Here is a 24,050-nt window from a genome sequence, read left to right on the forward strand (position 1 = left end):
ACTGGCTGGAAGAGCCGGTGTGGCCTCCGGAGAATCTCGCGGGGCTGGCCGAGGTGCGGGCCCGCGGCGGCTTGGCCACGGCCGCCGGCGAGAACTACGGGACGGTCTGGGAGTTCCGCCGCGCGTTCGAGGCCGGCGCGATCACCTATGCCCAGCCCAGCGTGACCAAGATCGGGGGCGTGAGCGAGATGCGCCGGGTCATGACCCTGGCCGATACGTTCGGCGTGCGCGTCGTGCCGCACTCGGCCTACTTCGGCCCCGGGCTCCTGGCGTCGATCCACTGCATCGCCGCGCTGGCCCCCGACTCCCTGGTGGAGCGCTTCTACTGCGACTTCGCCGAGAACCCGCTGGGCGAGGCCGTCCATCCCCGGGAGGGCCGGATCGCCGTGCCTCAGCGCCCCGGCCTCGGCGTGGACCCCGACCCGCGGCTGCTGCAGAAGCTGCGGGCGGGCTGAGCGAGCGTGCTTACTGCTTGGGCGGGGCGGGGGCCGGCGGCATCTGGCCCAACAGGATGACGCTGGGGGCGAAGCCCGCGAGCTTCACCTGGAGCCGCCACGGCGCCGGCCCCACCTGATTGAGCGGAAAATAGGCGAAGCTGCGGACCTTCCCGCTGGCCGAGCCGCCCACCGGCACGCCGACGCCGACGCCACCTCCGACGCCGCCGTGCCCGCCCCAGCTGCCGCCACCGAGCCCGACGCCGATGCTGACGCCAGAGCCACCGGAGGGGTACACCACGTGCTCGATCGTCTGCGGGGGCAGCTCGCCGCCGTCGGGCTGGAGGATCTTCGCCTCCTCCAGGCGGTAGCCGTCGGTATCGACCTCGACCTTGAGACGATCGCCGACGATCTCGTAGGCGGCGGAGATGGTCGCGCCCGCGGGTTGTTGCGCGGGCTTGTAGGGCAGGGACTTGTCAGCGCAGCCGGCGACGGCGATCAGCGCAGCCGTGACAGCCCCCCATCGCCTCATCACCATCAAGCATCGCACGAACCGCATCGAAAACAATCAGGACGCGAACCGCCGCAACCGCTCCTCGTCGACCTGAACGCCGAGCCCCGGCCCCTCGAACGGGCGGACGTGCCCGGCGACCGGCCGCAGGGGATCGACCACCAGATCTTCCTTCAGATAGTGGTTGGTGATGCCGAGCCCGTAATGAAGCTCGCGCACGGCCACCGCCAGATGCACCAGCGCGGCGGTGGCGATGCCGGATTCGGCCACCTTCCCGGTGAGGTGCAGCGGCAGGTGAACGCTCTCAGCCGCGTGGACGGCCCGGAGCGCGCCCGTGAATCCGCCGGCCTTGAGCAGCTTGACGCTGACGATCCGGGCCGCTCCCGCCTGCGCGTGGGCGAGCACGTCGGACGCCGTGAAGATTCCCTCGTCGGCGAGGACGGGGACCACGCCGGCGCGCGCCACCGCCGCCATGCCCGCCAGGTCGCTCATCGGCACCGGCTGCTCGAAGAAGCTCAACTGCGCGGGCTCGGCCCCGCGGACGAAGCGCAGGGCTTCGGCCACGCTCCACGCCTGGTTGGCGTCGGCGGCCAGGTCGCAGTCCGGGCCCACGGCGTGGCGCACCTTCAGGGCCGCCTCGATGTCACGCTCCACGGTCGTCGTGCCCACCTTGAGCTTGAAGAACGTGAAGCCGTCCTGCCGGCGGGCCGCGGCTTCGCGGGCATCGGCGTCGGGATCGGCGTTCCCCAGGTGCCAGAAGCACCGCGCGGCGTCCCGGGCGCGCCCGCCGAGCAGCTCGTACACCGGTGCTCCCAGCGCCTGGCCGGCCACGTCGAACAGGGCGATCTCCACCGCCGCCTTCGCTCCGTTGTTGCCCAGCAGGCGCCGGTCCATGGCCGCCCGCAGGGCTTCCCGCCGCATGGGGTCCTCGCCCACCAGGACGGGGGCCAGATACCCGGTGATGGCGCTCATCATCGAGCCCTGGGTCTCGCCCGAGAAGGTCGGCGCCGACGCGCACTCGCCCCATCCCGTCAGCCCCGAGTCCGTCTGCACCCGCACGATGACATTGGCGGCGACCCGCACCTCGGCGCCGGCCATGCGGACCGGCTTGGCCAGCGGCAGCGACACGGCGATGGCGTCCACACGCTCGATCTTCATGGTCACCTCGTCTTGACCCCCGGAGGGGCCGGCGCTATCTTGTCGTCCGTTTCCGCCGTCGATGTCAAGCCGCATTGTTCACGAGGAGAGCCATGCCCGCCAAGCCCAAACCACGCCAGGCCGCGAGCCGCGACTACAGCGACATCCTGTTCGAAGTGAAGGACCAGGTCGCCTGGGTCACCATCAACCGTCCCCGCGTCCTGAACGCCTTCCGCGAGCAAACCCTCGATCAGATGATCGAGGCCCTCAAGTCCACGCGGGAGGATCCCACCATCGCCTGCGCCGTCATCACCGGCGCCGGCGACAAAGCGTTCTCGGCCGGCGGCGACTTCTACGCCATGAAGCGTCTCAACTTTGCCAACAGCTTCATGTGGAACGACCGCATGCTGGGGCTGGCCATGACGATCCGCGGACTCCCGATCCCGGTGATCGCGATGGTCAACGGCTGGTGCATGGGCGGCGGGCACGAGTTGGCCCTGTGGTGCGACCTCGTCATCGCCTCCGAGCACGCGGTGCTCGGGCAGACCGGGGCGAAGGTCGGGGCCTGTCCCACGGTGGGGGCCACGCAGTACTTGCCGCGTCTCATCGGTGAGCGCCTGGCCCGCGAGATGATCTTCTGCGCCCGGCGGTTCACCGCCAGGCAGGCGGTGGAGATCGGCCTCATCAACCGCTGCGTGCCGCACAAGGACCTGCTCACCGAGACCCGGGCCTGGTGCGAGACCATCAAGGGGCACAGCGCGCTGACGCTGCGCATGTGCAAGAAGTCGCTCAATTTCGAGTCCGACCTGCTCTACGCGTCGTGGCAGCACGGCATGGAGCTACTGGCGCACGTGTGGGGATCCGACGAGGCCAACGAGGGCATGGGAGCCTTCCTGGCCGGGCGGAAACCCGACTTCAATCAGTTCCGCAAGCGCGACCAGAAGGCCCTGGCCGAGTATCTGGACGCCTGCGCCCGCGACCTCAACGCGCCGCCGGCGATGCGCCGGAAGACCGGGTAGCCCTCTGAGCCAGGGAGCGCTCGACGGGCTGCGCGTCCTCGACCTGACGCGGGTCCTGGCCGGGCCGCTGTGCACGATGATGCTCGGCGACATGGGCGCCGACGTCATCAAGGTGGAGCCGGTCGGCGCCGGCGACGACACCCGGGGCTGGGGCCCGCCGTTCGCCGGCGGCGAAGCGGCGTACTTCCTGGGCGTCAATCGCAACAAGCGGTCGCTCACCCTCGATCTCGCCCAGCCGGAGGGCCGGGAGATCCTGACGGCCCTGATCGGCACCGCCGACGTGCTGGTCGAGAACTTCAAGCTGGGCACGCTGGACCGCTGGGGGTTCGGCGAGGCGTGGCTGGCCGAACGGGCGCCACGCCTGATCCGCTGCTCCATCACCGGCTACGGCTCCACGGGCCCGAAGGCCGGGCAACCCGGCTACGACTTCATCCTGCAGGCCGAGTCCGGGCTCATGAGCATCTGCGGCGAGCCCGGCGGATCGCCCACGAAGTACGGCGTGGCCATCGTCGACGTCTGCACCGGTATGCTCGCGTGCAGCGCGATCCTGGCCGCCGTGCAGGCCCGGCATCGCACCGGGCGGGGCCAGCGGGTCGAGGTGTCGCTCTACGAGACGGCACTGGCCATGCTCGCCAACGTCGCCTCGAGCTATCTCGTGGCCGGGACAGCCGGCCGCCGCTACGGCAACGGGCACCCCAGCATCGTGCCCTATACCACCTATCCGACTCGCGACGGCATGCTGGCGGTGGCCGTGGGCAACGACGGCCAGTTCGTGCGCTTCGCCGCTGCGGTCGGGCATGCCGAGTGGGCGCGCGACGAGCGCTTCGCCAGGAACCGCGACCGGGTCGTGCACCGCGAGCTGCTTGACGGCATGATCGCCGACGTCCTCCGGGGCGACGACGCCCAGGCCTGGATCACGAAGCTCCAGGCGGCAGGCGTGCCCTGCGGCCGGATCAACTCGGTGGCCGAGGCCCTCGACGATCCCCACACGGCGGCCCGCCGCATGGTCGAGACCGTCGAGCATCCGACCGTCGGCGCCCTGCGCCTGCTCGGCATCCCGTTCGGGCTGAACGGCACGCCGGCCACCGTGCGGAGGCCGCCGCCGACGCTCGGGCAGCACACGGACGAGATCCTGGGCGAGGAGCTCGGCTTGAGCGGCCGGCGCATCGATGAGCTGCGAGCGCGGGCGGTCATCTGAACGCCGTCCGCGTGCTGACCCCCATCCTCCTGCTGGCCGCCGTGACGGTGGCGGGCAGCGGCTGCGCCAGGAATCCCGTCAGCGGCCGGCCGGAGGTGACCCTGGTGTCCGCCGAGCAGGAACGGCGGATGGGACAGGAGGAAGCGGAGAAGGTCGAGACCCAGATCGGCCTGCTCGACGACGCCAGGCTCACGGCGTACCTCGAGGCGCTGGGCCAACGGCTGGCCCGGGAGTCGCCCCGTCAGGACGTCGCCTATCGATTTCATATCGTGGACATGACCGAGCCCAACGCCTTCGCCCTGCCCGGCGGCTACATCTACGTCTCCCGCGGCTTGCTGGCCCTGATGAACGCCGAGGACGAGCTGGCCGGCGTGGTCGGCCACGAGATCGCTCACGTGGCCGCCCGGCACAGCGTCCAGCGGATCTCCAAGCAAGGCCCCATCGCGGCGCTGTTCGGGATCGCCTCCGGCATCGCGGGTCTGGTCGTCCCGCTGGCCGGAGACGTCATCGGGGGCATCGGCGATCTCACCCAGAGCCTCATCTTCGCACCCTACAGTCGCAGCCAGGAGACGGAAGCGGATCGCGTCGGCCAGGACATCGCGGCGCGGGCCGGGTGGGATCCGGCCGCGCTGTCAAAGTCGCTCACCGCGTTGGGCCGGGAAGCCGACCTGATGAGCCAGGTGCCCCGCCGGCCCAGCTTCTTCGACTCGCATCCGGCCACTCCCGATCGGGTGGCGAGGACCGCGGAGCACGCCCGGACGTCGACGCGCGCGAGTCGACCGCCCCTCAGCGCCTCGGCCGCGGCGTTCGTCGCCCGTCTGGACGGCCTGGTGGTTGGCCCGCGGGCCGCGCGCGGCGTGATCGTGGGCCGGACGTTCGTCCATCCCGCCGCGAACGTCTTCATCGAGTTCCCCGAGAAATGGGCGGTGCAACAAACGCCGGACAAGGTGCTCGCCGTCTCGCCGGACCGCGAGGCGGCCGTGCTGCTTCGCGCCGCCGGAAAAGGACAGGATCCCCTGGACGGGGCCCGCGCCCTCGAGAAGGCGACGAAATCTCCCATCGTGGCCGGGACCGAGCGCATCACCATCAACGGCTTGCCGGCGGCGCACACGGGGCTCGAGGCCGACGGCAAGGTGGGCGTCGATCTGACCTGGATCGCCCACGGGGGAACCATCTTCCAGGTGGTCGGCCTCGCCCCCCGACAGCGGTTCGCCAGCGTTCGTCCCACCCTTGCGGCGGTGACCCGGACGTTCAGGCCCCTCACCGCGACTGAACGCGCCGGCGTCACGGAGCGGCGGATACGCCTGATCACGGCTCGGGCCGGCGAAACGATCGAAGCGCTGGCGAGCCGATCGCGCTCGGCCTGGACCAAGGAGGAGCTTGCCGTGGCCAATGGTCTGGCCGTGAGCGATCGGCTCACGGCCGGTCAAGTGATCAAGGCGGCCATCGCCGAGCCCTATCAGCCCGGGCCGGCACGATGACCGGTCCCGCCTCGCCTCAGGGCGGCGGGGCCACCACGTCCTCGTAGCGGTGCCGCCCGGTGATCAGGCCCGCGTGCTGGAAGACGTCCAGCGTCACCTCGAACGCCGGGCGGGTGATCTCGACGTGGGGCGTCCAGCAGCCGAGCTTCTGGTAGGCGGCGATCGTGGCCGCCACCACGTGGCCGACGCCGTCGTGTTCGAGCTGCTGGGGGGCGGGCCCCGGCTGATGGATGTACGCGATCGAATGCGCAGGCGAGAACCCTTCCTCCTGCAGAAAGCCGCCGGCGATGGTGGCGATCAGCGGCGTGTAGAAGGCGGAGAAGCGAGTGAACTGGATGTTGATCTGGTCGCTCGCTCATGGTTCACCTCGGACCACGGTTGACGACACCTGGTGATCAGGCGATTCTAGCGCACGGAGGACAGCATGTACGCCCGAGCCCGCCTGACTCTCCTGGCCCTCGCCGTCGGCGTGGTCTTGCTGCAGCCGGCGCCGAGCGTCGGGCAGACGACGAGCCAGGACCTGAACCGGAAGGTCAACGAAGCCGTCGCGGCGATCAAGAGCTATGCCGCCGAGCGCAAGAACGACGCCGTCGCGTACGGACAGAAGCTGCTCAGCGAGTTCGACCAGAAATACAAGGAGCTGGAGAAGAAGGCGGCCCGTGCCACCGGCGAGGCCAAGACGGAGTTAGAAAAAGAGCTGAAGGCCTTGAAGGCCAAACGCAAGCAGGCGGCCAGGAAGCTCGACGAGCTCGGCAAGGCGTCCGGGCAGTCGTGGGACAGGATGAAGCGCGACTTCGCCGACGCCTATCGCGAGCTGCAGGAGCTGTACGACAGGGTCGTGGCCAGCCTGAAGACCTGAGCGTCAGCTGCGCGCGTAGCGACGCACGAAGTCCTCGTCGACCGTGATGCCCAGCCCCGGCCGATCGGGGATCTCGACGTGGCCGTCCACCACCGCGAAGGTCTCGTGGACGAGCTCGTGGAGCAGCGGGTTGGCCCCCAGCGAGTACTCCAGGATGAAGCCGGCGCTCTGGCTGGCCGCCAGCGCGGTGCCGGCCGCGAAGGCCGGGGCGCCGGACCACAGGTGGGGGGCCAGGCGGAGGTTGAAGGCCGAGGCGATGGCGCCGATGCGCAGGCCCTCGGTGAGGCCGCCGGCGATGGCCAGATCGGGCTGGAGCACATCGGCGCCGCGCAGCTCGGCGATCTCCCGGAAGTCGTGCCGCGTGAAGTCGCTCTCACCGGTGGCGATGGGGACGGCCGAGGCCCGGCGCACCTCGGCGAGCCCGGCCTTGTCGTCGGCCGTGACCGGCTCCTCCAGCCAGTAGAGGTCGCACTCCTCGACCATCCGACAGAAGGCCTTGGCCTCGGCCACCGTCCACGTCCCGTGGGCGTCGGCCATGAGCTTGATGTCCGGGCCGAGGGCCTTGCGCGCGGCACGGACCCGGGCGGCGGAGCGGTGCGGCTCGCCGTCCATCACGCCCACGCGCATCTTGACGGCCCGGAACCCGCCCTTTTCCACGTAGCCGAGCAGCTGCTCGCCGATGCGCGCTTCATCGGCCCAGCCGCCGGAGGCGTAGGCCGGCATGCGCTCGGCCCGGCGGCCGCCGAGCAGGCGCCAGACGGGGGCGCCGAGCGACTTGCCGAGCAGGTCCCAGAGGGCGATGTCGACGCCGGCGATGGCCGAGATCGACAGGCCCCGGCGCCCGAGCTGGGGCAGGCCGTGCCCGCGGGCGATGGCATAGCCCTGGCGCGGCGTGTTGTACATCACGTCCCAGAGGCGGCTCACGTCGCGCGGATCCTGGCCGAGCAGCAGCGGGGCGAGGTCGTGGTTGATGATGGCGGCCAGCCCGTGCGACGACGCCGCGCTGCCCACGCCGGCCTTGGCCTCGCCCCAGCCCACGAGCCCGTCGTCCGTGGCGACCTTCACGACGACGGAGTCGAAGGAGGCGGCCCGGCCGAAGTCGCTGGTGTGCTGGCGCTCGTACGGGATGGGCACGTGCACCCACGTGGCGTGGACACCGGTGATCTTCACGGGCCCAGGGTAGAGTGCGCGCCGGGCGGGCGCAACCGACAAGCTGCAGAGGGCCAGCGGATGCGCTACACTCTTGCCTTCAGAAAAACCGTAAACAGCTTCGTCAACGTAAGGGAGGGGGCAAACATGGCTGTACGCATCGGCGACGAGGCGCCGGACTTCACGGCGGAGACCACCCAGGGCAAGATCCGCTTCCACGAGTGGATCGGGGACAGCTGGGTCATCCTGTTCTCGCATCCCAAGGACTTCACGCCAGTCTGCACGACCGAGCTGGGCTACATGGCGGGCCTCAAGCCGGAGTTCGACAAGCGCAACACCAAGATCATCGGCCTGTCCGTCGATCCCGTGACCGACCACCAGGCATGGTCCAAGGACATCCAGGAAACCCAGGGCCACGCCGTGACCTACCCGATGATCGGCGACGCCGACATGACGGTCGCCAAGCTCTACGACATGATCCACCCCAACGCGATCCCGGGGAAGCGGACGGCCGTCGACAACGCGACCGTGCGCACCGTGTTCGTCATCGGACCCGACAAGAAGGTGAAGGCCACGCTGGCCTATCCCATGAGCACCGGCCGGAACTTCGACGAGGTGCTGCGCCTGCTCGATTCCTGCCAGCTCACGGCCAAGCACGTGATCGCCACGCCGGTGAACTGGAAGCCGGGCCAGGACGTCATCATTCCGACGTCGGTGTCCGATGAGGACGCCAAGAAGAAGTACCCGCAGGGCTTCAAGACGCACAAGCCGTACCTGCGGACCGTGGCCCAGCCGAAGTAATCCGCGCGGGCGGAACGAAGGGTGCCCGACCGGCGCCCTCGTTCCGCCCCCGTTTCACGACTACCCGCCCGGCCTGACCCAGCCGCCGTGGACCGGGTAGTGCGAGCAGATGAACTCCACGAAGGCCGGCCGGCCTTTGGCGTTTTCGACGAAGGCGCGCTTGAGGGCCGGGATGATCTCGGACGGCTCGCGCACGTCCTCGCCGTGAAAGCCCACCGCCCGCGCCATCGCCGACATGCACGCCGACGAGTGCTCGGACACCTGCCACGTGTACGGGTCGTGACCCGCGCCCCAGAAGCCCGGCCCGTAGCCGGAGTAGCCGCCGTTGTTGATGTGCAGGGTGGTGATCCCGATCTTGTAGCGGGCCACCGCCTCGAAATTGCCCATCATGTAGCAGACGCCGGCATCGCCGGTGATGTGCACGCACTGGCGGTCGGGGTAGGCCAGCTTGGCGGCGGCGGCGCCGGCCAGGCTGAACCCCAGCGTGGACACGTTGCCCCAGCCCAGGTAGCCCCGGGGGATGTGGGCCTCGTACACGGTGCTGGTCTGATCCCTGGTGTTCCCCGAGTCGGCGGTGACGAAGGAGCTCTTGGGGTCGAGCACCTTCATGAGATCGCCCAGCACCCGGTAGGGGTTGATGGGCGTCTCGTTGGACTCCATCAGCGGGCGGAACTTGGCCCGGAACTCCTCCCTGGCCGCGCGGATCTCGGCCAGCAGCTCCGGCTTTTTCGGCGCCCCGCCCGTCCGCCTGGCCAGCTCGTCCGTCAGGGCCTGCAGGCTCAGCTTGGCGTCGCCGATCACGGCATGACGCGTCTCGTAGCTGCGGTTGATGTCCAGGGTGTCCACCGTGCACTGCACGATGGTCTTCCGGTCGGCGTCGGGCACGGCGTGGCTGAACCGGTTGGGGAAGAGGCTCCCGCCGATCGAGAAGAGCAGGTCGCAGCCGCGCAGGAAGCGCTCGGCCACCGAGCCCCGCACGCCCACCGACAGCGCATGGTGCTCGGGGAAGGCGCTCTTGCCCTTCAGCGTCGTCAGCACCGGCACCTGGGCCAGCTCGGCGAACTGCAGCAGCTCGGCCGTGGCGTCGGCGTAGAGGACGCCCTCGCCCACGTACAGCAGCGGGTTCCGGGCGGCCAGCAGCGCCTTGATGGCCGCCTTCACGTCGTCGGGGTCGGGTCCGGACCGCCAGCCCTTGACCGGCGCGTACGGATGCTCGTCGTCGTCGTATTCGCCGAGGTCGCGAGGCACCAGTAGCAGCACCGGGCCGGGACGGCCGGAGCGGAGGTGGGTGAAGGCCCGGCGCACATACGCGGGGACGAGCTCGGCGCGGTCGATCTCACCGACCCACTTGGTGACCGAGCGGAACGCGCCGGCCATGTCGAAATGCGTGTGCCGGCTGGCGCCCTGGCCCAGGCCCTCGGCGATCACCAGCAGGGGCGAGGAATCCTCCCAGGCCTGGCCGATGGCGCCGTACGCCATCTGGATCCCCGCCGCGTTGAGGCCGGCCATCACGGTGCACACGCCGATCTGCTTGCCGCAGGTCACCCGGGAGAAGGCATCGGCCACGGCGACGGCGAACCGCTCCTCGCCCATCATGAGGATGGGCACCCCCTCCTCGCCGAGGGCGTTGTTGACGGGACTGGTGGGATAGCAGCTCACCCAGGGAATGCCCTCGGCCTTGAGGATCCGGGCCAGGCCGTTCGTCGCCTTGACTTTCATGGACGTCGCCTCCTCGTCGATCCGGTGCGGGCTTCCTGGTACCCCGGGCACGAGGCGGTGTCAAGAACCGGTTCGCTTGACAAAGCTGCGCCTGGCTGGCTAGAGTCCGGTCTACACTCGCTGGCCTGTCGGCGCTCGGCTCGGCAGGAGGGCTACTCCTGAAACGGCATGAGGAGGAAATCGATGAAGCGAACTCTACTGGGCTTTGTCGTCGCGGCGATGGCCGTGGTTCTCCTGGCCCCGGGTTGGCCGGCCACGCCCGCCGAGGCGGCCGACAAGCTCCGCATCGGCGTCCACCGGGCCATCATGGGGTCCTTCGACGTGGTGGCCGACCGCAAGGGGTACTGGAAGGAGGAAGGGCTGGACTACACGGTCCAGTACTTCAAGCAAGGCAAGCTCATGCGCAACGCCGTCATCCAGGGCAACCTGGACACCGGCACGACGGGCTTCTCCCCCTTCGTGACGGCCGTCTCGAAGGGGGCCAAGGTGACCGGGGTCGGCGTGACGACGGAGATCTGCGCCACGTCCGGGCGGATCATGGTCCCCAAAGACTCGCCCGTTAAGAGCGTTGCGGACCTCAAGGGGAAGACGTTCGCGACCCTCGACGGGACGAGCACGGACATCGCCTTCCGGTCGAAGATCCTGCCGAAGCACGGCCTCAAGGTGGATGACCTGAAGTACCTCAACGTCGTGGCCACGGAGCGGGTGGCGGCCATCGTCGCGGGGAACGCGGACGCGGCCCTCATCGGCGACCCGCAGGCCGAGATCGCCGTGCAGAAGGGACTGGTCCGGGAGCTTGAGAACCTCTGCCAGGTGGATCGGACCCGCATGATGCACATCGGGAACCCCCAGACCCTGGCGAAGAACCGCGAGCTCATGGAGAAGTATTTCAAGGGCTGGCTCAAGGCGCACAAGCTGCTCAAGGAGAATCCCGAGGAGTACGCCAAGGTGTACCACCAGGCGCTGCAGGAGGTGGGCGACAAGACGGCCTACGAGGTTGTCCTGGCGGTCATCAAGCGCCTGCCCTCCAGCCCCTTCCTCACCGACCTGACGCGGCAGGACCTGCAGGACATCGCGAAGACGCAGGTGGGGCTCGGCTACATCAAGGACTACCCCGATTTCGCGAAGGGCTACAGCCAGGACGACTCCCTCCTCCGCAAGGTCGCCAAGGAGATGGGGTTCGAGGTTCCGGCCAACTGACGCTCGGCCGCCGCGTCTGCAACAACAAAGGCCCCGGGGGGGACCCCCGGGGCCTTTTCCGTTCCCGGGCGCGCGGGCGGCCCGCTCTCAGGACCTCCTGCCCTGCGCTCCCATCGCCTCCATCATCCCCCACCGGACGAGGGTGCGGCTCTCGATGGGCTGGAAAAGGATCCTCTCGAGCCCGTAACCGAAGGCCCCGAGCACGGCGAGCGCCACCATCATGAACGCGATGTCGAGGAACTCCTGGCCGTGGAGGAAGATGGCCGCCGACAGCCCCGTATCGATACCCGAGAAGAACTCGGCGGCCACCCCGGCCCGCCAGGCGCGCGCCATGCCGATGCGGAGGCTGCTCATGATCATCGAAAGGGAGCCCGGCAGCACGACCGTGCGGAAGATAGTGATCTTGGACGCGTTCATGGACTGCGCCGCCCGGATCCAGATCGGGTTCACCGTCTTGACGCCCGTCCACACCCCGAACGCTATCGGGATGAAGACGGCGAAGGAGACGACGATGATGACGGTGGAGTTGCCGAGCCCGAACCAGATGGTGGCGAGCGGCACCCAGACCAGGGCCGGGATAGGGAGCACGACCGCGAGGAGCGGCACGAAGAACGACTCCCAGAAGGAGTACCGCCCCATCAGGATGCCGATGGCGACGCCGAGGACAGCTCCGATTAAGAACGCGAGAAGCAGGCGCCAGCCCGTGGCGAGGGTGTGTTGGAGGATCTCGCTCTGCCCGAGATAGTAGAAGTAGTCGAGGAAAGTGAGGCGCGGCTCCTCCTGGAGCGCCTTCATGAGGGGGCCCGCGACGAGCTCCCAGGCCCGGATGGAGATGTCCTCCAAGGTCGGGAAGAGCTGCCCCAGGTTGTGTCTCCTCTGCGCGTACCAGGCGGCAAGCTCCCAGAATGTTAGGACGGCGAGGAAGGGATACACGACGCGGAGCCTGACCCAGATGGAAACGACCTGCTTCCTGGGGGGGCCGAGATCGAGGTCCAGCGGGGCGGCCGCGGTCTCGGTGATTCGCATAGGCTCCCCTTCCCCTTCTCAGGCTTCGCGGATCAGTTGGTCGAGCTTCCGCTGGATGTCGACGAACTCCGGCGAGAGCGCCTCCCGCGGCCGGGGCAGGGTCACGGTGAGGACCTCCCGGATGCGGCCGGGCCGCGGGAGGAAAACCACGACGCGGGTACCCAGGTAGACGGCTTCGCTCAGGTTGTGGGTGACGTAGACGACCGTTTTCTTGGTCTTCTGCCACACGTCCACCGTGAGCTCCTGGAGCTCCTCGCGCGTCTGGGCGTCGAGGGCGCCGAAGGGCTCGTCCATCAGAAGCACCTGGGGGTCGAACGCCAGGGCGCGGGCCACCGCCACGCGCTGACGCATGCCGCCGGAGAGGTTGTGGGGATAGAAGTCGGCGAACTCCTCGAGCCGGACGAGCCGCAGCAGATCGCGCGCGATCTGCTTGCGCTTGTCGGCTGGCACCCGGCGGACCTCGAGGCCGTACTCCACGTTCTTGCTCGCGGTCCGCCAGGGGAAGAGGGCGTATTCCTGGAACACGACCCCCTTGTCGTAGTCCTCCGTCAGCGGCTTGCCTTCCATCAGGATCTGGCCGGAGGTGATCTCGACGAAGCCGGCGAGGATATTGAGGAGGGTCGTCTTGCCGCATCCGGACAGCCCGACCAGGCAGAGGAACTCGCCGTCCTCGATGTCGAGGTTGACGTTCTCCAAAGCGTGCACCTTCCGCTCGGGGGTGTCGTAGATCTTGCGGAGGTTCTTGATCTGGATTCTTGTCGGCATCAGCAAATAGCGTCCTCAGGTGGCGGACTTCCCAAAACAACAAACAACCGCTTTTTTCCTGTACGGGGTCGGAATCCTACCAAATTTTCTCCTTTTTCGAAAGCAACCGTCCCGCGCGGAGGCTTCGCTTCCGCCGGGCGGGGCCGCCGGGCCCGGCCGGAGAGGGGAGGTCTTTTTCCCGGTGGAGCCTCGGGCCTTTTCCCCTCCAGGCGTTTTCTGCTAGTATTCGAGCCTCGGGTCCGCGCCGCCCGGGCTCTCGTCTTTTTACTCCTCTCTGGGAGAGGAAGCAGGCGTCAAGCGAGGAAACATGGCCCAGGAACAAGCCCAGCCCATCGCGTTCCCCGCGCTCCTGCAGGGTTCTCAGGCGAAAATTGCCCTCTTCCTGACGAAGCTCCGCCCCATCCTTCCCTTCGTCGTAGTCCTCGCGCTCTGGCAGTTCGCCGCCATGCAGGCGACGGGCGGCCTCAAGCTGCTCTTTCCGACGCCTCTCGCGGTGTTGATCCGCGCGTGGGAGCTCACCTTCCATCCGCTCTTCACCGCATGGATGGCGGGAGAGGTCCAGGGGCTGTCCGACTTCCTGACCTACCTCGGGAAGGGCGCCCTCTGGTGGCACTTCCTGGCCACCGCCTGGAGACTTCCCTTCTCGTTCATCACCGCCGCGGTTGTCGGGGTGATCCTCGGCCTAATGATGGGCCGTTCCTCCTTCTGGGAATCGTTCTTTGTTCCCCTGATCGCATTCGTGACACCCATCCCCGCCCTGGCGTGGACCCCCATCGCCGTCATCTGGTTCGGCCTGGGCGATCGGACTGTCATCATTGTTTCAACCATCGCAGCGGCCCTCCCCATAACCCAGGCCGTGTGGATCGGCGTGAAGACGATCAACCCGGTGTGGGTCCGGGCGGCGCGGTCCATGAACGCGAGCAAGCTGAAGATCTTCCGTACCGTCGTCCTCCCCGGCTCGCTGCCGATGGTGCTGGGCGGCCTGCGCCTCGGCCTGGGCCGCGCGTGGATCGCCCTGGTCGGCGCCGAGGCCCTCGCGGGCCTCCGCTGGGGGCTCTCGGCCGGCATCTTCGACTCGGTGGAGTACCTGGACGTCCCCTTCATGCTGGTGTCCATCGCCACGCTCGGCCTGTTCGGCTACCTGCTGGGCGAGAAGGTCCTCTTCCAGCCCCTCGAGCGCCGCACCGTGGTCAAGTGGGGGATGATGGAGGCCATCGGCGCCCAAAACAAGAAGGTGTAGGGCGCGGAACGGCCTGGGCCGGGCCCGCCCGGCGCATGTTGCGGTCCAAAGGAGCGATATGCGTAGCATCGACATCCACGCGCACCTCACTCCCCAGTGTTTCTGGCGGGCGACCGAGAACGGCGGCGACTGGCACAGCATCCGGCGTGAGAAGGACGCCCGCGGCACCGAAGTGGCCCTGGTCGGGGACAGCCGGCAGCCGCTGCCGCCCCGGGCGCGCTGGACGCCCGAGGAGCGCCTGGCCGACATGGATTCGCTCGGCGTCGACGTCCACGTCGTCTCGCCCTACGTGGGGTTCTACAACTACCACCTCCCGGTCAAGACGACCCAGGCCACCGCTCGCGCCATCAACGACGAGATCAGCGAGATGGTGCGGGCGCGGCCGCAGCGGTTCGCCGGGCTGGGCACGCTCGCCATGCAGGACGTGAAGGCCGCCATCGCCGAGCTGGAACGGTGCCTGGCCCAGCTCGGGCTCAAGGGGGCCGAGATCAACGACCACGTCAACGGGCGGACCCTCGACGATCCCGAGTACCGTCCCTTCTGGCGGGCCGCCGAGCAGATGGACGCCGTGATCTTCTTCCACCAGGCCATGGAGACCGTGGTGAGCGCGCGCAGCAAGCGGTATCACCTGCCCAACAGCATCGGCAATCTCGCCGACCGGGCGGTGACCTTCGCCACGCTGGTCCACGGCGGCGTCATGGACGAGTGTCCGAACCTCAAGATCGTGCTCGGCCACGGGGGCGGGTACACCTGCTACGGGATCGGTCGCATGGACCACGCCTGGAAGGTGCGCGCGGAGGCCCGGGTCAACATCGCCCAGCCCCCGAGCGCCTACCTCTCGCGCTTCTACTACGACTGCATCGTGTACACGGAAGAAGCCCTGCGCTATCTCATCGACACGGTGGGCGTCGAGCGCGTGGTGTTCGGCACCGACTGGCCCTACGACATGGCCCTGGACTGGCCGGTGGCCTGGATCCTCGGCATGAAGAGCCTCACCCAGGATGAGAAAGAGGCGATCCTGTACCGGAATCTGGAATCGTTACTGAAGATCTGACGAGGGAACGGCCATAGACATCGGCTGCCAGCTTCCCATGGTGCCGACGCGCGAGGCGCTCACGACGTTCGCGCGCGCGGCCGAAGGCCATCGGATGGCCTCGCTCTGGGTCAGCGACCACGTCGTCATTCCCTACGACTCGTCCGGCTATGGGCGTGGCGGCCGCTTCCATCATCCGCCGGACAAGCCGTACCTGGAGCCGGTGAGCCTCCTGGCCGCCGCCGCGATGTGCACGGACCACGCGCGGTTGGGGGCCTCGGTGTTCATTCTCGGTCACCGCCATCCCGTGGTGATGGCCAAGATGCTGGCCACCATCGACGCCCTGTCGGGCGGGCGGCTGATCTGCGGGGTGGGCGTCGGCTGGTGGAAGCAGGAGCTGGAGATCCTGGGGGCACCGTTCCACGCCCGCGGCCGTCAGGCCGACGAGATCCTCCGCATCTTCAAGACGCTGTGGACGTCCGACGACCCTCGCTTCGAGGGCGAGTTCTTCCGCTTCCGCGATCTCGGGTTTGCGCCCAAGCCGGTGCAGAAGCCCCATCCGCCTATCTGGGTGGGTGGCGACAGCCCGGGGGCCTTCCGGCGAGTCGTCGCTCTCGGCGACGGCTGGCACGCCTCGGGCAAGACGCCGGCGGAGATGCGCAACCGCATGGCGCGGATCCGGGAGCTGGCCGAAGCCGCCCGGCGCCCGTGGGAGTCCATCACCATCTCGCTGCGCTTCGGGCTGAGCGAGGAGCTCGTCCGCCAGGGTCCGCAGGCCGTCGTCGATCTGTTCGGCGAGTACGAGCGCCTGGGCGTCGCTCACCTCATGGTCGACTTTCGCCGCGACGAGCTGGGGCGCATGCTGGAGCTGCTCGATTTGCTCGCCACGAAGATCCGGCCGGGGGTGTAGGGGGTCGTTGCTGATGCGATCGAGCCCCTGGCTCGATCGAGACGTGAATGGGGGGTATGGGGGGCCATATCGGGGCCCCCCATCTCCATAATCCCATCTATCTAATATCGTCGCCCCACCGATATTCCCGCGTGAGCTCGTCGAGCCGGGCCTGCAGATCGGGGTCGAGCATCGTCTCCACCGCCGGCAACACGTCGTCCAGCTGCTCCGGCCGGCTGGCCCCGACGATCGGCGCCGTGACGACGGGATTCGCCAGCACCCAGGCCAGCGCCAGTCGCGTCAGGGACAGGCCGGCCTCCTTGGCCAGGGGCTCCAGCGCCGCCACGGTCGCGAACTCCCGGTCGTGCCAGTAGCGCTCCTGGTAGCGGGGGCCGGCCCGGTCGAGAGCGAACCGCGTGCCGGGCGTCGGCCCGATCTCGCGGCGATGCTTGCCGGTGAGGAATCCGCCCGCCAGGGGATTGTAGGGGATGACGCCGAGGCCTTCCTCCTGGCAGAGCGGCAGCAGCTCGCGCTCGATTTGGCGGAAGAGCAGGTTGTAGCGGGGCTGCACGCAGTCGAACCGGGCCAGGCGGAGGAGCTCGCTGCGGCCCAGCGCCCGGGCCACCTGCCAGGCGAAGAAGTTCGAGCAGCCGATGTAGCGAGCCTTGCCGGCCCGCACGATGTCGTCGAGGGCGCGCAGGCTCTCGTCGATCGGCGTGGCGTCGGGGTGATGGAGCTGGTAGAGATCGACGTAATCGGTTCCCAGGCGCCGCAGCGAGCCCTCGATGGCGTCGAGCAGGTGCTTGCGGGAGTTGCCGCGGTCCCAGGGCCGCGCGCTGGTGGCCCCGAAGCCCTTCGTGGCCAGGACGACCTCGTGGCGCCGGCCGCGGAGCCACCGGCCCAGGATCTCCTCGGTGCGTCCCACCGTGTCGAGCCCGCCCCCCAGGGGATAGACGTCGGACGTGTCGAGGAACGTGATGCCGCCGGCGACGGCGCGATCCAGGATCTTGACCGACGTGGCCTCGTCGCACTGCCGCCCGAAGGTCATGGTGCCCAGACAGAGCCGAGAGACGGTGAGGCCGGTACGACCGAGGGTGACGTGGCGCATGGCGGGGTGATTCTACCCTGGTAGAATCGCTCGCCGATGATCGATCTGCCCCTGACCGGCCTCCTGGTCCTCGACCTCACCCGCGTGCTCGCCGGACCGTATTGCACCCGGCTGCTCGCCGATCTGGGGGCCCGCGTGATCAAGGTCGAGCGCCCCGGCGACGGCGACGATCAGCGGCGCAACTATCTGCAGCTCGAGCCGGGCCGGCGCGACCAGAGCACGTACTTCATCCGGGTGAACGCGGGGAAGGAGAGCGTGGCCGTCGACCTCTCACGGCCCGAGGGCCAGGCGGTCGTCCGTGATCTGGCCCGACGAGCCGACGTGATGGTGGAGAACTTCATGCCCGGCGTCGTGGCCAGGCTCGCCTGCGACTACGACAGCATGCGGGTCGTCAAGCCGGACCTGATCTACTGCTCGATCTCGGGCTTCGGCCAGACGGGGCCCTGGCGGGCCCGCCCGGCCTTCGCCCACATCGTCAACGCGATCTCCGGCCTCATGCACCTGGAGCAGGGCGAGGAGGCGGCGCCGCGCGCCTCGAATTTACAGGCCGCCGACGTGCTGGCCGGCACCCACGCCGCGGCGGCGATCATGAGCGCGCTCATCCGGCGGGCGCGGACCGGGCAGGGGGCGCATCTCGACGTCTCCATGCTGGAGGCGCTGGTGGCCGCCGACAGCACGACGTACCCGGCGGTGCTCAACGGCGGCGAGGAATACGGCAATCCCCGTCCGGGAATGATCGTGGGGCGGGTGGGGGGGCGTCACGTGGCTCTGCAGTTCGTGGGCGCCGAGCACCTGTGGCCGCGGCTTCTGGCCCTCGTGGGACGCCCCGACCTCGAGCGCGATCCCCGCTTTGCCAGTGCCGAGCAGCGGCGGGCGAACTGGCGCGAGCTCCGCGCCATCATCGAGGCCTGGCTGGCCACCTTTCCCACGAGCGAGGCCGCGCTGAGCGCGCTCGCCGCCGCCCGCATTCCCTGCGCGCCGGTGCTGCGTCCGGCCGAGGTCGTGGCCTCCGAGCATCTCGCCGAGCGCCAGTTCTTTCCGGCCGTGCCGCATCCCACGCGGGGAGCGGTGCGGGTGACGGCGAGCCCGTATCACCTCGACGGCCAGCCCGTGCAACCCCGGGCGGGGGCCCCGTATCGTGTGGGCGAGCACACGCGGAGCGTGCTGGGCGAGCTGGTCGGTTACTCCGCCGACCGCATCGAAGCGCTGCTCAGCGCGGGCATCATCGGGGCCGCCCCGCCCGACCGTGCCGTCCCTCAGGCGAAGCGATAGCGTCCCTCCCCGCCGACCGCGCGGCGTATCGCGAGGGCGTCCTGTTCCTCGTCATCGTCGTCCTGGCCTGGGGCCTGACGTGGCCGGTGAACAAGCTGATTCTGCAATCCCTGTCTCCGCTCTGGATGATGGCGCTGCGCTCGGCCATCGCCACCCTCGCCCTGTTCGCCATCTCGATCGCCCTCGGCCGTTTGGCGCTGCCGCCCCGGGCCGACCTGCCGGTGCTGCTCAGCATCACCCTGCTCCACATGGTGGGCTTCGCCGTGCTGGCGGCGTGGGGGTTGCGGCTGGTGCCGACCGGACGCTCGGTGGTGCTGGCCTACACGACGCCGCTGTGGGTCATCTGCGGGGCCGTCGTCTTCTTGCGGGAGCGGCTCACGCCCAGGCGTGTGATCGGCGTGGTAATCGGTCTCCTCGGCCTGCTCGCCCTGTTCAATCCCGGCGAGTTCGACTGGACCAGCCGCGACGTGATCCTGGGCAACGGCGCCATCATCCTCGCCGCGGTCCTGTGGGCGGCCAGCATCCTGCACATCCGCGGCCACCGCTGGCAGTCGAACCCCTTCGATCTCGTCCCCTGGGAGATGCTGCTGGCGTCGGCGATTCTGATCCCGGCAGCCCTCGCCTCCGGCCCGCCGGCCGCCCAATGGAACGGCCGGCTTGCCGCGCTGCTCCTGTACGCGGGCATTCCGGGGACGGCTGTCGCCTACTGGGCGACCGCCGTGGCCAGCCGCAACCTGCCCCCGGTCACCACCGCGCTCGGCCTGCTCAGCACGCCCGTGGTCAGCGTGGCCGCGGCGACGCTGTGGCTGGGCGAGCCGCTCACGCTGCCGCTCGTCGTCGCCATCGCGCTCATCCTCGGCGGCATTGCTATCGGGGTGACCGATTACATGGGGGGCTCCGGGCGCCCCCCAAGCCCCCCAACGCTCGGGGCGTCCCGGCTCAGCCGTGACGCCCCTCGATGACGCGCGAGGCTAGGCCTCGGGGGGCCGGCGGGCCTTCCAGTCGGTGGCCTGTTCGTGGGCCCAGCCGACGCGCAAGACGGTGGCCTCGTCCCCGGGATGGCCGAGGATCTGAAGCGACGTGGGCAGGCCGGTCGCGGTGAACCCGTTCGGCACGGCCAGGGCGCACAGCCCCAGGTAGTTGCCCGCGCGGGTGAAGTGCGCTGCCGTGCCGGACTGGTCCACCTCGGCGATGGGTACCGCCGCCGTCTGGGTCGTCGGCGTCAGCAGCGCATCGGCGTCGGCCATGGCGGCCGCGAACTCCCGGCGTCGCTCGTCGCGCTCGGCCAGCGTCATCAGGTAGTCACGGGCGGAGATGTTGCGCCCGAGCTGGATGCGAGGACGCACGTGCGGGTCGACCGGCAGGCTCGTGTCGTCGACCAGGTGGCCGACGAAGCGATAGCCTTCGGCGCCGATGATGCGCCCGGTGGCCGCCGCGTAATCGCTGAACCGATGGGGGAGCGGCGGGCGCACGATGCGCGCGCCGAGCCTGGCCAGCGTCTCGACCGAGGCGTCGTAGGCGGCCAGCACCTCGTCGGCCACGCCGGCGCGCTCGGCATCCGGCATGGCGGCCAGCCGAAGCCCGGCGACGCCGCGGCGCAGGGTCGGCAATGGATCGGCAGGCGTCCAGACCAGCGTCTGGGGATCGCGCGGATCGGGCCCGTTCAGCACGCGAAAGATCAGGGCGGCGTCCTCGACCGACCGGGCGAGCGGGCCGGGCGTGTCGAGCGTCGTGCTGAGCGGCAGGACGCCGTACGTGCTGATGCGGCCCGCCGTCACCTTCAGGCCGACCACGCCGCACCACGAGGCGGGCAGCCGGACCGAGCCACCCGTGTCCGTGCCGATAGCCACCGGGGCCAGGCCCGCGGCCACGGCCACACCCGAGCCGCTGGACGAGCCACCGGGCGTGCGGTGCACGGCCGGATCCCAGGGGTTCCACGGCGTGCCCATGTGCGTGTTGGTCCCGAAGCTGCCCATCGCGAACTCGACCGTGTGCGTCTTGCCGATCACGATCATGCCGGCGGCGATGAGGCGCTCGGCCAGCGTGGCCGTCACGGGCGAGACGCGATCTTGCCAGACCTTGGAGCCGCCGGTGGTCACGCGCCCCTGCAGATCCACCAGATCTTTGAGTCCGATGGGCACGCCGTGCAGCGGGCCGACGCGATGCCCGGCACGGATGGCCTTGTCGGCCGCCTCGGCGGCCAGCCGCGCGTCGGCTTCGTAGACGGCGATGTAGGCGTGGAGCGCCGGATTGCGCTTGTGGATGCGGTCGAGCAGCGCCGTCACGGCGTCGACGGGAGACAGTGTGCGTTCAGCAAAAGCACGGGACAGCTCGGCGACGGTGGCCCAGATGGGATCGATCCGGCTCATGCGAAGCCCTCCTCTCGGGACGTTAGCCCGCCGCCGTCGGCCGGGCGGTGGCGAGCAGCAGCCCCGCCCGGCGGATGCGCTCGACGTCGAAGGGCGGCGGGACGAGCAGGATCAGCCGATCGACGCCGACGCGCTCGAGCAGGTGCCGGGCGCGCGTGTCGGCCTGGAGCCAGCGCTCCTCCAGTCCTGCGAAGACGGTGATGAGAAACGTCGAGGCGTCACGCCCCGCTGCGGCATGGGCATCCCGCGCGCGGCGGACGAGATCGCCGAGCTGGGGGTGGAGCGCCTGCGTGTTGAATCCATCGGCATGGGCGCCGGCGATGGTCGCCATCCTCGGCCCGAAGCCACCCACGATGATGGGCGGTGCCGGATCGGGCCGCAGAAACCCGTGCTCCCCGGACCAGAGCCGCCGCATGAGGCCGATGGCCTCGACCACGCGTCGCGCGCGGACGTCGTCGCGGTCGACGGTCGTCCCCAGGACTTCCTGTTCCACGGCGTAGGGCGTGTGGCGGCTTCCCCCGGCGCCCAGCCCCAGGAGCAGACGGCCGCGCGACACCGCCTGCAGCGTCGCCGCCATGTTCGCCAGCACGCCCGGGTGGCGGTTCGCCACGTTGAGCACGAGCGGGCCCAGCGCAATCCGCTGGGTGACTTCGGCGAGCGCGGAGAGGACCGTCCACGCCTCGGGCACGCCCGGACCTCCGTCGCCGTCGGGATCGCGGAGATGATCCCACGTCCACAGGCCGTCGAAGCCGGCCGCTTCGGCGGCGCAAGCGGCGGCGCGCATGTCGGCGTAGCGGGCGCTCATCGGGATGAGCAGCACGTCCGTCTTCATGATCGGCGCCTACTCCGGGAGGCGGGGCAGCACTTCCTTGGCGAAGAGCTTCAGGCCTTTTTCCGCCTCCGCGTGGGTCATGAAGCCCGACCGGCTGGCCATTATCAGGTGCTCGAAACGGCCCACCTTCTCCTGAAACTCCATGATCTGCCGGTACACGGTGTCGGGATTGCCGGCGAACATCAGCCCGCGCGCGATGGCCTGCTCGGCGTCGATGCCGACGAGGGCGGCGGCGTTGCGGCTGGCCGGGGCGACGCGGGCCGGCCCCGCGCCGGGCACCGGCTTCGTGCGGTAGAGCGGAGGCGCCAGCTCCGGTGGCGTCTGCCCGGGCAGGAACTTGGAATACTGCGGCGCCGACTTGAGGCTGGTGTTGAGGAACCAGAGGAGCTTGCTGCCGACGCGGATGCCCTCCTCGTCGGTGTCGCCGGTGTAGACGAAGGCCGTGTAGCCGAACCGGTCAGGCCTCGGCGCGGGCAGGCCGGCGGCGGCCCGGGCCTGCCGATAGGCGGCCCACGCGCGCTGCGTGCCCTCCACGCCACGGAAGACGAGCACGTTGATCATCCCGCGGCGGCCCAGCTCGGCCGATGTGTCCGGATCGCCCGTCGCCGCCCACAGCGGCGGGTGGGGCTGCTGCCAGGGCCGCGGCCAGATGTTCACGTGCCGATGGGTGAAGTGCTTGCCCTCCCAGCTGAACGGCCCGTCCTGGTGGGTCAGGGCCTTGAGGATCAGGTCGATCGCCTCCCAGAAGCGCTCCACGATCCCCACGGGATTCGCGTTGCCCGACGCCATCTCGGTGCCGCCGGACTTGACGAAGCCGATGTCCAGGCGCCCGCGCGAGATCACGTCGGCGGTGGCGTATTCCTCGGCCACGCGTACCGGGTCTTCCCGAACGGTGATGAGGGTGCCCAGGCTCAGGATCCGCACGCGGCTCGTCTGCCGGGCGAGGATGCCCAGGATCAGCGGGCTCGCTCCGTAGAGGCAATTGATCCCGGCGTGGTGCTCGTTGGAGACGACGTTGATCCCGATGTCGTCGCACAGCAGACACTCGTCCAGCGCCTCCTGAAACAAGTCGGCCGCGACCCGGGGATCGCAGTACAGGTTGGGCAGGCTGGCCCGCACGGAATCCACGCTGTCCAGCACATGCTGCGGGACGAAGGGATAGGGATTCTCGTTCAGGTACCAGGCCTGCATCCCTCACTCCCTCAGGAAGGCGACGACGCGCTCGACGAACCGCTCGGATTGCTCGATCTCGGGATGGTGGCCCGCGTCCTCGATGACTTCGAGCCGCGCGCCCGGGATCGCGTCGGCGTACGCGTGGCCGTAGGCCGGCGTCACCACGCGATCACTGGCGCCCCAGAGCACCAGCGTGGGCGCCGAGATCCGGGACAGCCAGCGCCGGAGCTGGGGATTGTAGAGGCACGGATGCCAGGCGTAGAGGCACAGGGCTTCCCGGTTGCGGTGGTACGTGATCACTTCGTCGTCGGACATCGCATCGAAGTCGGGCGCCCACTTGCCGGCATCGTGCCAGCTCCGCCGCTGCACTTCGGCCGGCGACGTGTTGAAGACGTCGAGGATGTCGCGGGTCTCGCGGTCGCTGATCTTGATGCCGATAGGGTCGACCAGGACGAGCCGGTCCAGCCGATGACGACATGTCGCCGCGATCTCCGCCGCGAGCCATCCCCCGAACGACAATCCCACCAGCGTCACCGGCCGGGGGCCGAGCTGCTCCAGCACCGCGAGATAGAGGTGGACCAGGTCATAGATCGTGGTGAAGTCGTCGGGCCGGGCCGACTGACCGAATCCCGGGTGCGAGGGCGCGATGACCTCGGCGTGCTGGCCCAGCAAGTCAAGAAACGGCGCGCGACGAGAGACCGTCTGCAAGCCGTGCAGCAGCAGGAGAGGACGGCCGGCGCCGCGGCGCACGACCTCGAGCTCGAGGTCGTGCACCGCGAGCCGGTCGGCGCCCGGCGCCCGCTTCGCCGTCGTCATGGCAGCCGAGTATATACCG

25 protein-coding genes are annotated in these 24,050 nt (G+C 69.5%); 13 read left to right on the forward strand and 12 right to left on the reverse strand.

The window, feature by feature from the left end; genetic code table 11:
- Window positions 1–455 (forward strand): enolase C-terminal domain-like protein (locus VFR64_16920; protein HET9491423.1); only part of this gene is annotated, 455 nt, incomplete at its 5' end.
- Window positions 456–465: 10 nt separating this feature from the next.
- Here the strand turns inward: VFR64_16920 and VFR64_16925 are convergent.
- Window positions 466–966, reverse strand: coding sequence for a hypothetical protein (locus VFR64_16925; GenBank protein HET9491424.1), 501 nt, complete (start codon window positions 964–966; stop codon window positions 466–468).
- A gap of 36 nt (window positions 967–1,002) precedes the next feature.
- Window positions 1,003–2,103, reverse strand: coding sequence for an enolase C-terminal domain-like protein (locus VFR64_16930; protein HET9491425.1), 1,101 nt, complete (start codon window positions 2,101–2,103; stop codon window positions 1,003–1,005).
- Between the two features lie 92 nt (window positions 2,104–2,195).
- Between VFR64_16930 and VFR64_16935 the strand changes: the two genes are divergently transcribed.
- Genes VFR64_16935 through VFR64_16945 form a run of 3 tightly spaced genes read left to right on the forward strand, consistent with a single transcriptional unit; the run spans window position 2,196 to window position 5,780 of the window.
- A complete protein-coding gene (locus VFR64_16935) occupies window positions 2,196–3,101 on the forward strand; it encodes an enoyl-CoA hydratase-related protein (GenBank protein HET9491426.1) in 906 nt (301 codons plus the stop codon).
- 28 nt (window positions 3,102–3,129) lie between these two features.
- A complete protein-coding gene (locus VFR64_16940) occupies window positions 3,130–4,299 on the forward strand; it encodes a CoA transferase (protein HET9491427.1) in 1,170 nt (389 codons plus the stop codon).
- Window positions 4,300–4,310: 11 nt separating this feature from the next.
- Window positions 4,311–5,780 (forward strand): M48 family metalloprotease, encoded by a 1,470-nt coding sequence (locus VFR64_16945; protein HET9491428.1) that lies wholly within the window; start codon window positions 4,311–4,313, stop codon window positions 5,778–5,780.
- A gap of 16 nt (window positions 5,781–5,796) precedes the next feature.
- On the opposite strand, the gene VFR64_16950 is transcribed toward VFR64_16945, so the two are convergent.
- Window positions 5,797–5,958: a hypothetical protein gene (locus VFR64_16950; protein ID HET9491429.1), complete on the reverse strand. Its 162-nt coding sequence runs from the start codon at window positions 5,956–5,958 to the stop codon at window positions 5,797–5,799.
- Between VFR64_16950 and VFR64_16955 the strand changes: the two genes are divergently transcribed.
- Entirely contained in the window at window positions 5,959–6,162 is a 204-nt protein-coding gene (locus VFR64_16955; protein ID HET9491430.1) for a hypothetical protein, read from the forward strand. It abuts the gene before it with no gap.
- Window positions 6,163–6,204: 42 nt separating this feature from the next.
- A complete protein-coding gene (locus tag VFR64_16960; protein HET9491431.1) occupies window positions 6,205–6,639 on the forward strand; it encodes a hypothetical protein in 435 nt (144 codons plus the stop codon).
- 3 nt (window positions 6,640–6,642) lie between these two features.
- Here VFR64_16960 and VFR64_16965 read toward each other — a convergent pair whose 3' ends face one another.
- Entirely contained in the window at window positions 6,643–7,809 is a 1,167-nt protein-coding gene (locus VFR64_16965; GenBank protein ID HET9491432.1) for a mandelate racemase/muconate lactonizing enzyme family protein, read from the reverse strand.
- 126 nt (window positions 7,810–7,935) lie between these two features.
- Here VFR64_16965 and VFR64_16970 point away from each other — a divergent pair, with 126 nt between their 5' ends.
- The gene (locus tag VFR64_16970; protein ID HET9491433.1) at window positions 7,936–8,589 is read left to right on the forward strand and encodes a peroxiredoxin; all 654 of its coding nucleotides are present in this window, start codon (window positions 7,936–7,938) and stop codon (window positions 8,587–8,589) included.
- A gap of 60 nt (window positions 8,590–8,649) precedes the next feature.
- On the opposite strand, the gene VFR64_16975 is transcribed toward VFR64_16970, so the two are convergent.
- On the reverse strand, window positions 8,650–10,308 hold the full coding sequence (locus tag VFR64_16975; protein HET9491434.1) for a thiamine pyrophosphate-dependent enzyme: 1,659 nt from the start codon (window positions 10,306–10,308) through the stop codon (window positions 8,650–8,652).
- 183 nt (window positions 10,309–10,491) lie between these two features.
- On the opposite strand from VFR64_16975, the gene VFR64_16980 reads away from it, so the two are divergent.
- Complete coding sequence (locus tag VFR64_16980) at window positions 10,492–11,508, forward strand: ABC transporter substrate-binding protein (GenBank protein HET9491435.1); 1,017 nt, start codon at window positions 10,492–10,494, stop codon at window positions 11,506–11,508.
- A gap of 87 nt (window positions 11,509–11,595) precedes the next feature.
- Here VFR64_16980 and VFR64_16985 read toward each other — a convergent pair whose 3' ends face one another.
- Together VFR64_16985 and VFR64_16990 are read right to left on the reverse strand one after the other, a co-directional pair.
- Entirely contained in the window at window positions 11,596–12,534 is a 939-nt protein-coding gene (locus VFR64_16985; protein HET9491436.1) for an ABC transporter permease, read from the reverse strand.
- Between the two features lie 18 nt (window positions 12,535–12,552).
- On the reverse strand, window positions 12,553–13,299 hold the full coding sequence (locus tag VFR64_16990; GenBank protein ID HET9491437.1) for an ABC transporter ATP-binding protein: 747 nt from the start codon (window positions 13,297–13,299) through the stop codon (window positions 12,553–12,555).
- 307 nt (window positions 13,300–13,606) lie between these two features.
- On the opposite strand from VFR64_16990, the gene VFR64_16995 reads away from it, so the two are divergent.
- From VFR64_16995 to VFR64_17005, 3 genes are read left to right on the forward strand one after another with little or no spacing between them, the layout of a single operon-like run.
- The gene (locus VFR64_16995; protein ID HET9491438.1) at window positions 13,607–14,539 is read left to right on the forward strand and encodes an ABC transporter permease subunit; all 933 of its coding nucleotides are present in this window, start codon (window positions 13,607–13,609) and stop codon (window positions 14,537–14,539) included.
- A 58-nt stretch (window positions 14,540–14,597) separates the two neighbouring features.
- Window positions 14,598–15,593 (forward strand): amidohydrolase family protein, encoded by a 996-nt coding sequence (locus VFR64_17000; protein HET9491439.1) that lies wholly within the window; start codon window positions 14,598–14,600, stop codon window positions 15,591–15,593.
- A 37-nt stretch (window positions 15,594–15,630) separates the two neighbouring features.
- Complete coding sequence (locus tag VFR64_17005; protein ID HET9491440.1) at window positions 15,631–16,482, forward strand: LLM class F420-dependent oxidoreductase; 852 nt, start codon at window positions 15,631–15,633, stop codon at window positions 16,480–16,482.
- A 97-nt stretch (window positions 16,483–16,579) separates the two neighbouring features.
- Here VFR64_17005 and VFR64_17010 read toward each other — a convergent pair whose 3' ends face one another.
- Window positions 16,580–17,569, reverse strand: a complete 990-nt coding sequence (locus VFR64_17010; GenBank protein HET9491441.1) for an aldo/keto reductase — start codon at window positions 17,567–17,569, stop codon at window positions 16,580–16,582.
- Window positions 17,570–17,605: 36 nt separating this feature from the next.
- Between VFR64_17010 and VFR64_17015 the strand changes: the two genes are divergently transcribed.
- Both VFR64_17015 and VFR64_17020 read left to right on the forward strand, forming a co-directional pair.
- Window positions 17,606–18,841, forward strand: a complete 1,236-nt coding sequence (locus tag VFR64_17015; GenBank protein HET9491442.1) for a CoA transferase — start codon at window positions 17,606–17,608, stop codon at window positions 18,839–18,841.
- Between the two features lie 41 nt (window positions 18,842–18,882).
- Complete coding sequence (locus VFR64_17020; protein HET9491443.1) at window positions 18,883–19,803, forward strand: DMT family transporter; 921 nt, start codon at window positions 18,883–18,885, stop codon at window positions 19,801–19,803.
- A 9-nt stretch (window positions 19,804–19,812) separates the two neighbouring features.
- Here VFR64_17020 and VFR64_17025 read toward each other — a convergent pair whose 3' ends face one another.
- Genes VFR64_17025 through VFR64_17040 form a run of 4 tightly spaced genes read right to left on the reverse strand, consistent with a single transcriptional unit; the run spans window position 19,813 to window position 24,031 of the window.
- On the reverse strand, window positions 19,813–21,210 hold the full coding sequence (locus tag VFR64_17025; GenBank protein HET9491444.1) for an amidase: 1,398 nt from the start codon (window positions 21,208–21,210) through the stop codon (window positions 19,813–19,815).
- Between the two features lie 22 nt (window positions 21,211–21,232).
- A complete protein-coding gene (locus VFR64_17030) occupies window positions 21,233–22,042 on the reverse strand; it encodes an LLM class flavin-dependent oxidoreductase (GenBank protein HET9491445.1) in 810 nt (269 codons plus the stop codon).
- 9 nt (window positions 22,043–22,051) lie between these two features.
- Complete coding sequence (locus VFR64_17035; GenBank protein HET9491446.1) at window positions 22,052–23,233, reverse strand: LLM class flavin-dependent oxidoreductase; 1,182 nt, start codon at window positions 23,231–23,233, stop codon at window positions 22,052–22,054.
- A 3-nt stretch (window positions 23,234–23,236) separates the two neighbouring features.
- On the reverse strand, window positions 23,237–24,031 hold the full coding sequence (locus VFR64_17040; protein ID HET9491447.1) for an alpha/beta hydrolase: 795 nt from the start codon (window positions 24,029–24,031) through the stop codon (window positions 23,237–23,239).
- Window positions 24,032–24,050: the final 19 nt, after the last annotated feature.

The organism is Candidatus Methylomirabilota bacterium (assembly GCA_035709005.1).
Lineage (GTDB): Bacteria > Methylomirabilota > Methylomirabilia > Rokubacteriales > CSP1-6 > 40CM-4-69-5.

Coding starts and splice junctions, on each gene's coding strand:
- VFR64_16990 (HET9491437.1), bottom strand. CDS start 13,299: ATGCCGACAAGAATCCAGATCAAGAACCTCCGCAAGATCTACGACACC.
- VFR64_17025 (HET9491444.1), bottom strand. CDS start 21,210: ATGAGCCGGATCGATCCCATCTGGGCCACCGTCGCCGAGCTGTCCCGT.
- VFR64_16970 (HET9491433.1), top strand. CDS start 7,936: ATGGCTGTACGCATCGGCGACGAGGCGCCGGACTTCACGGCGGAGACC.
- VFR64_17035 (HET9491446.1), bottom strand. CDS start 23,233: ATGCAGGCCTGGTACCTGAACGAGAATCCCTATCCCTTCGTCCCGCAG.
- VFR64_17040 (HET9491447.1), bottom strand. CDS start 24,031: ATGACGACGGCGAAGCGGGCGCCGGGCGCCGACCGGCTCGCGGTGCAC.
- VFR64_16980 (HET9491435.1), top strand. CDS start 10,492: ATGAAGCGAACTCTACTGGGCTTTGTCGTCGCGGCGATGGCCGTGGTT.
- VFR64_16985 (HET9491436.1), bottom strand. CDS start 12,534: ATGCGAATCACCGAGACCGCGGCCGCCCCGCTGGACCTCGATCTCGGC.
- VFR64_17030 (HET9491445.1), bottom strand. CDS start 22,042: ATGAAGACGGACGTGCTGCTCATCCCGATGAGCGCCCGCTACGCCGAC.
- VFR64_16930 (HET9491425.1), bottom strand. CDS start 2,103: ATGAAGATCGAGCGTGTGGACGCCATCGCCGTGTCGCTGCCGCTGGCC.
- VFR64_16925 (HET9491424.1), bottom strand. CDS start 966: ATGAGGCGATGGGGGGCTGTCACGGCTGCGCTGATCGCCGTCGCCGGC.
- VFR64_17010 (HET9491441.1), bottom strand. CDS start 17,569: ATGCGCCACGTCACCCTCGGTCGTACCGGCCTCACCGTCTCTCGGCTC.
- VFR64_16960 (HET9491431.1), top strand. CDS start 6,205: ATGTACGCCCGAGCCCGCCTGACTCTCCTGGCCCTCGCCGTCGGCGTG.
- VFR64_16935 (HET9491426.1), top strand. CDS start 2,196: ATGCCCGCCAAGCCCAAACCACGCCAGGCCGCGAGCCGCGACTACAGC.
- VFR64_16995 (HET9491438.1), top strand. CDS start 13,607: ATGGCCCAGGAACAAGCCCAGCCCATCGCGTTCCCCGCGCTCCTGCAG.
- VFR64_17015 (HET9491442.1), top strand. CDS start 17,606: ATGATCGATCTGCCCCTGACCGGCCTCCTGGTCCTCGACCTCACCCGC.
- VFR64_17000 (HET9491439.1), top strand. CDS start 14,598: ATGCGTAGCATCGACATCCACGCGCACCTCACTCCCCAGTGTTTCTGG.
- VFR64_17005 (HET9491440.1), top strand. CDS start 15,631: ATGGTGCCGACGCGCGAGGCGCTCACGACGTTCGCGCGCGCGGCCGAA.
- VFR64_16975 (HET9491434.1), bottom strand. CDS start 10,308: ATGAAAGTCAAGGCGACGAACGGCCTGGCCCGGATCCTCAAGGCCGAG.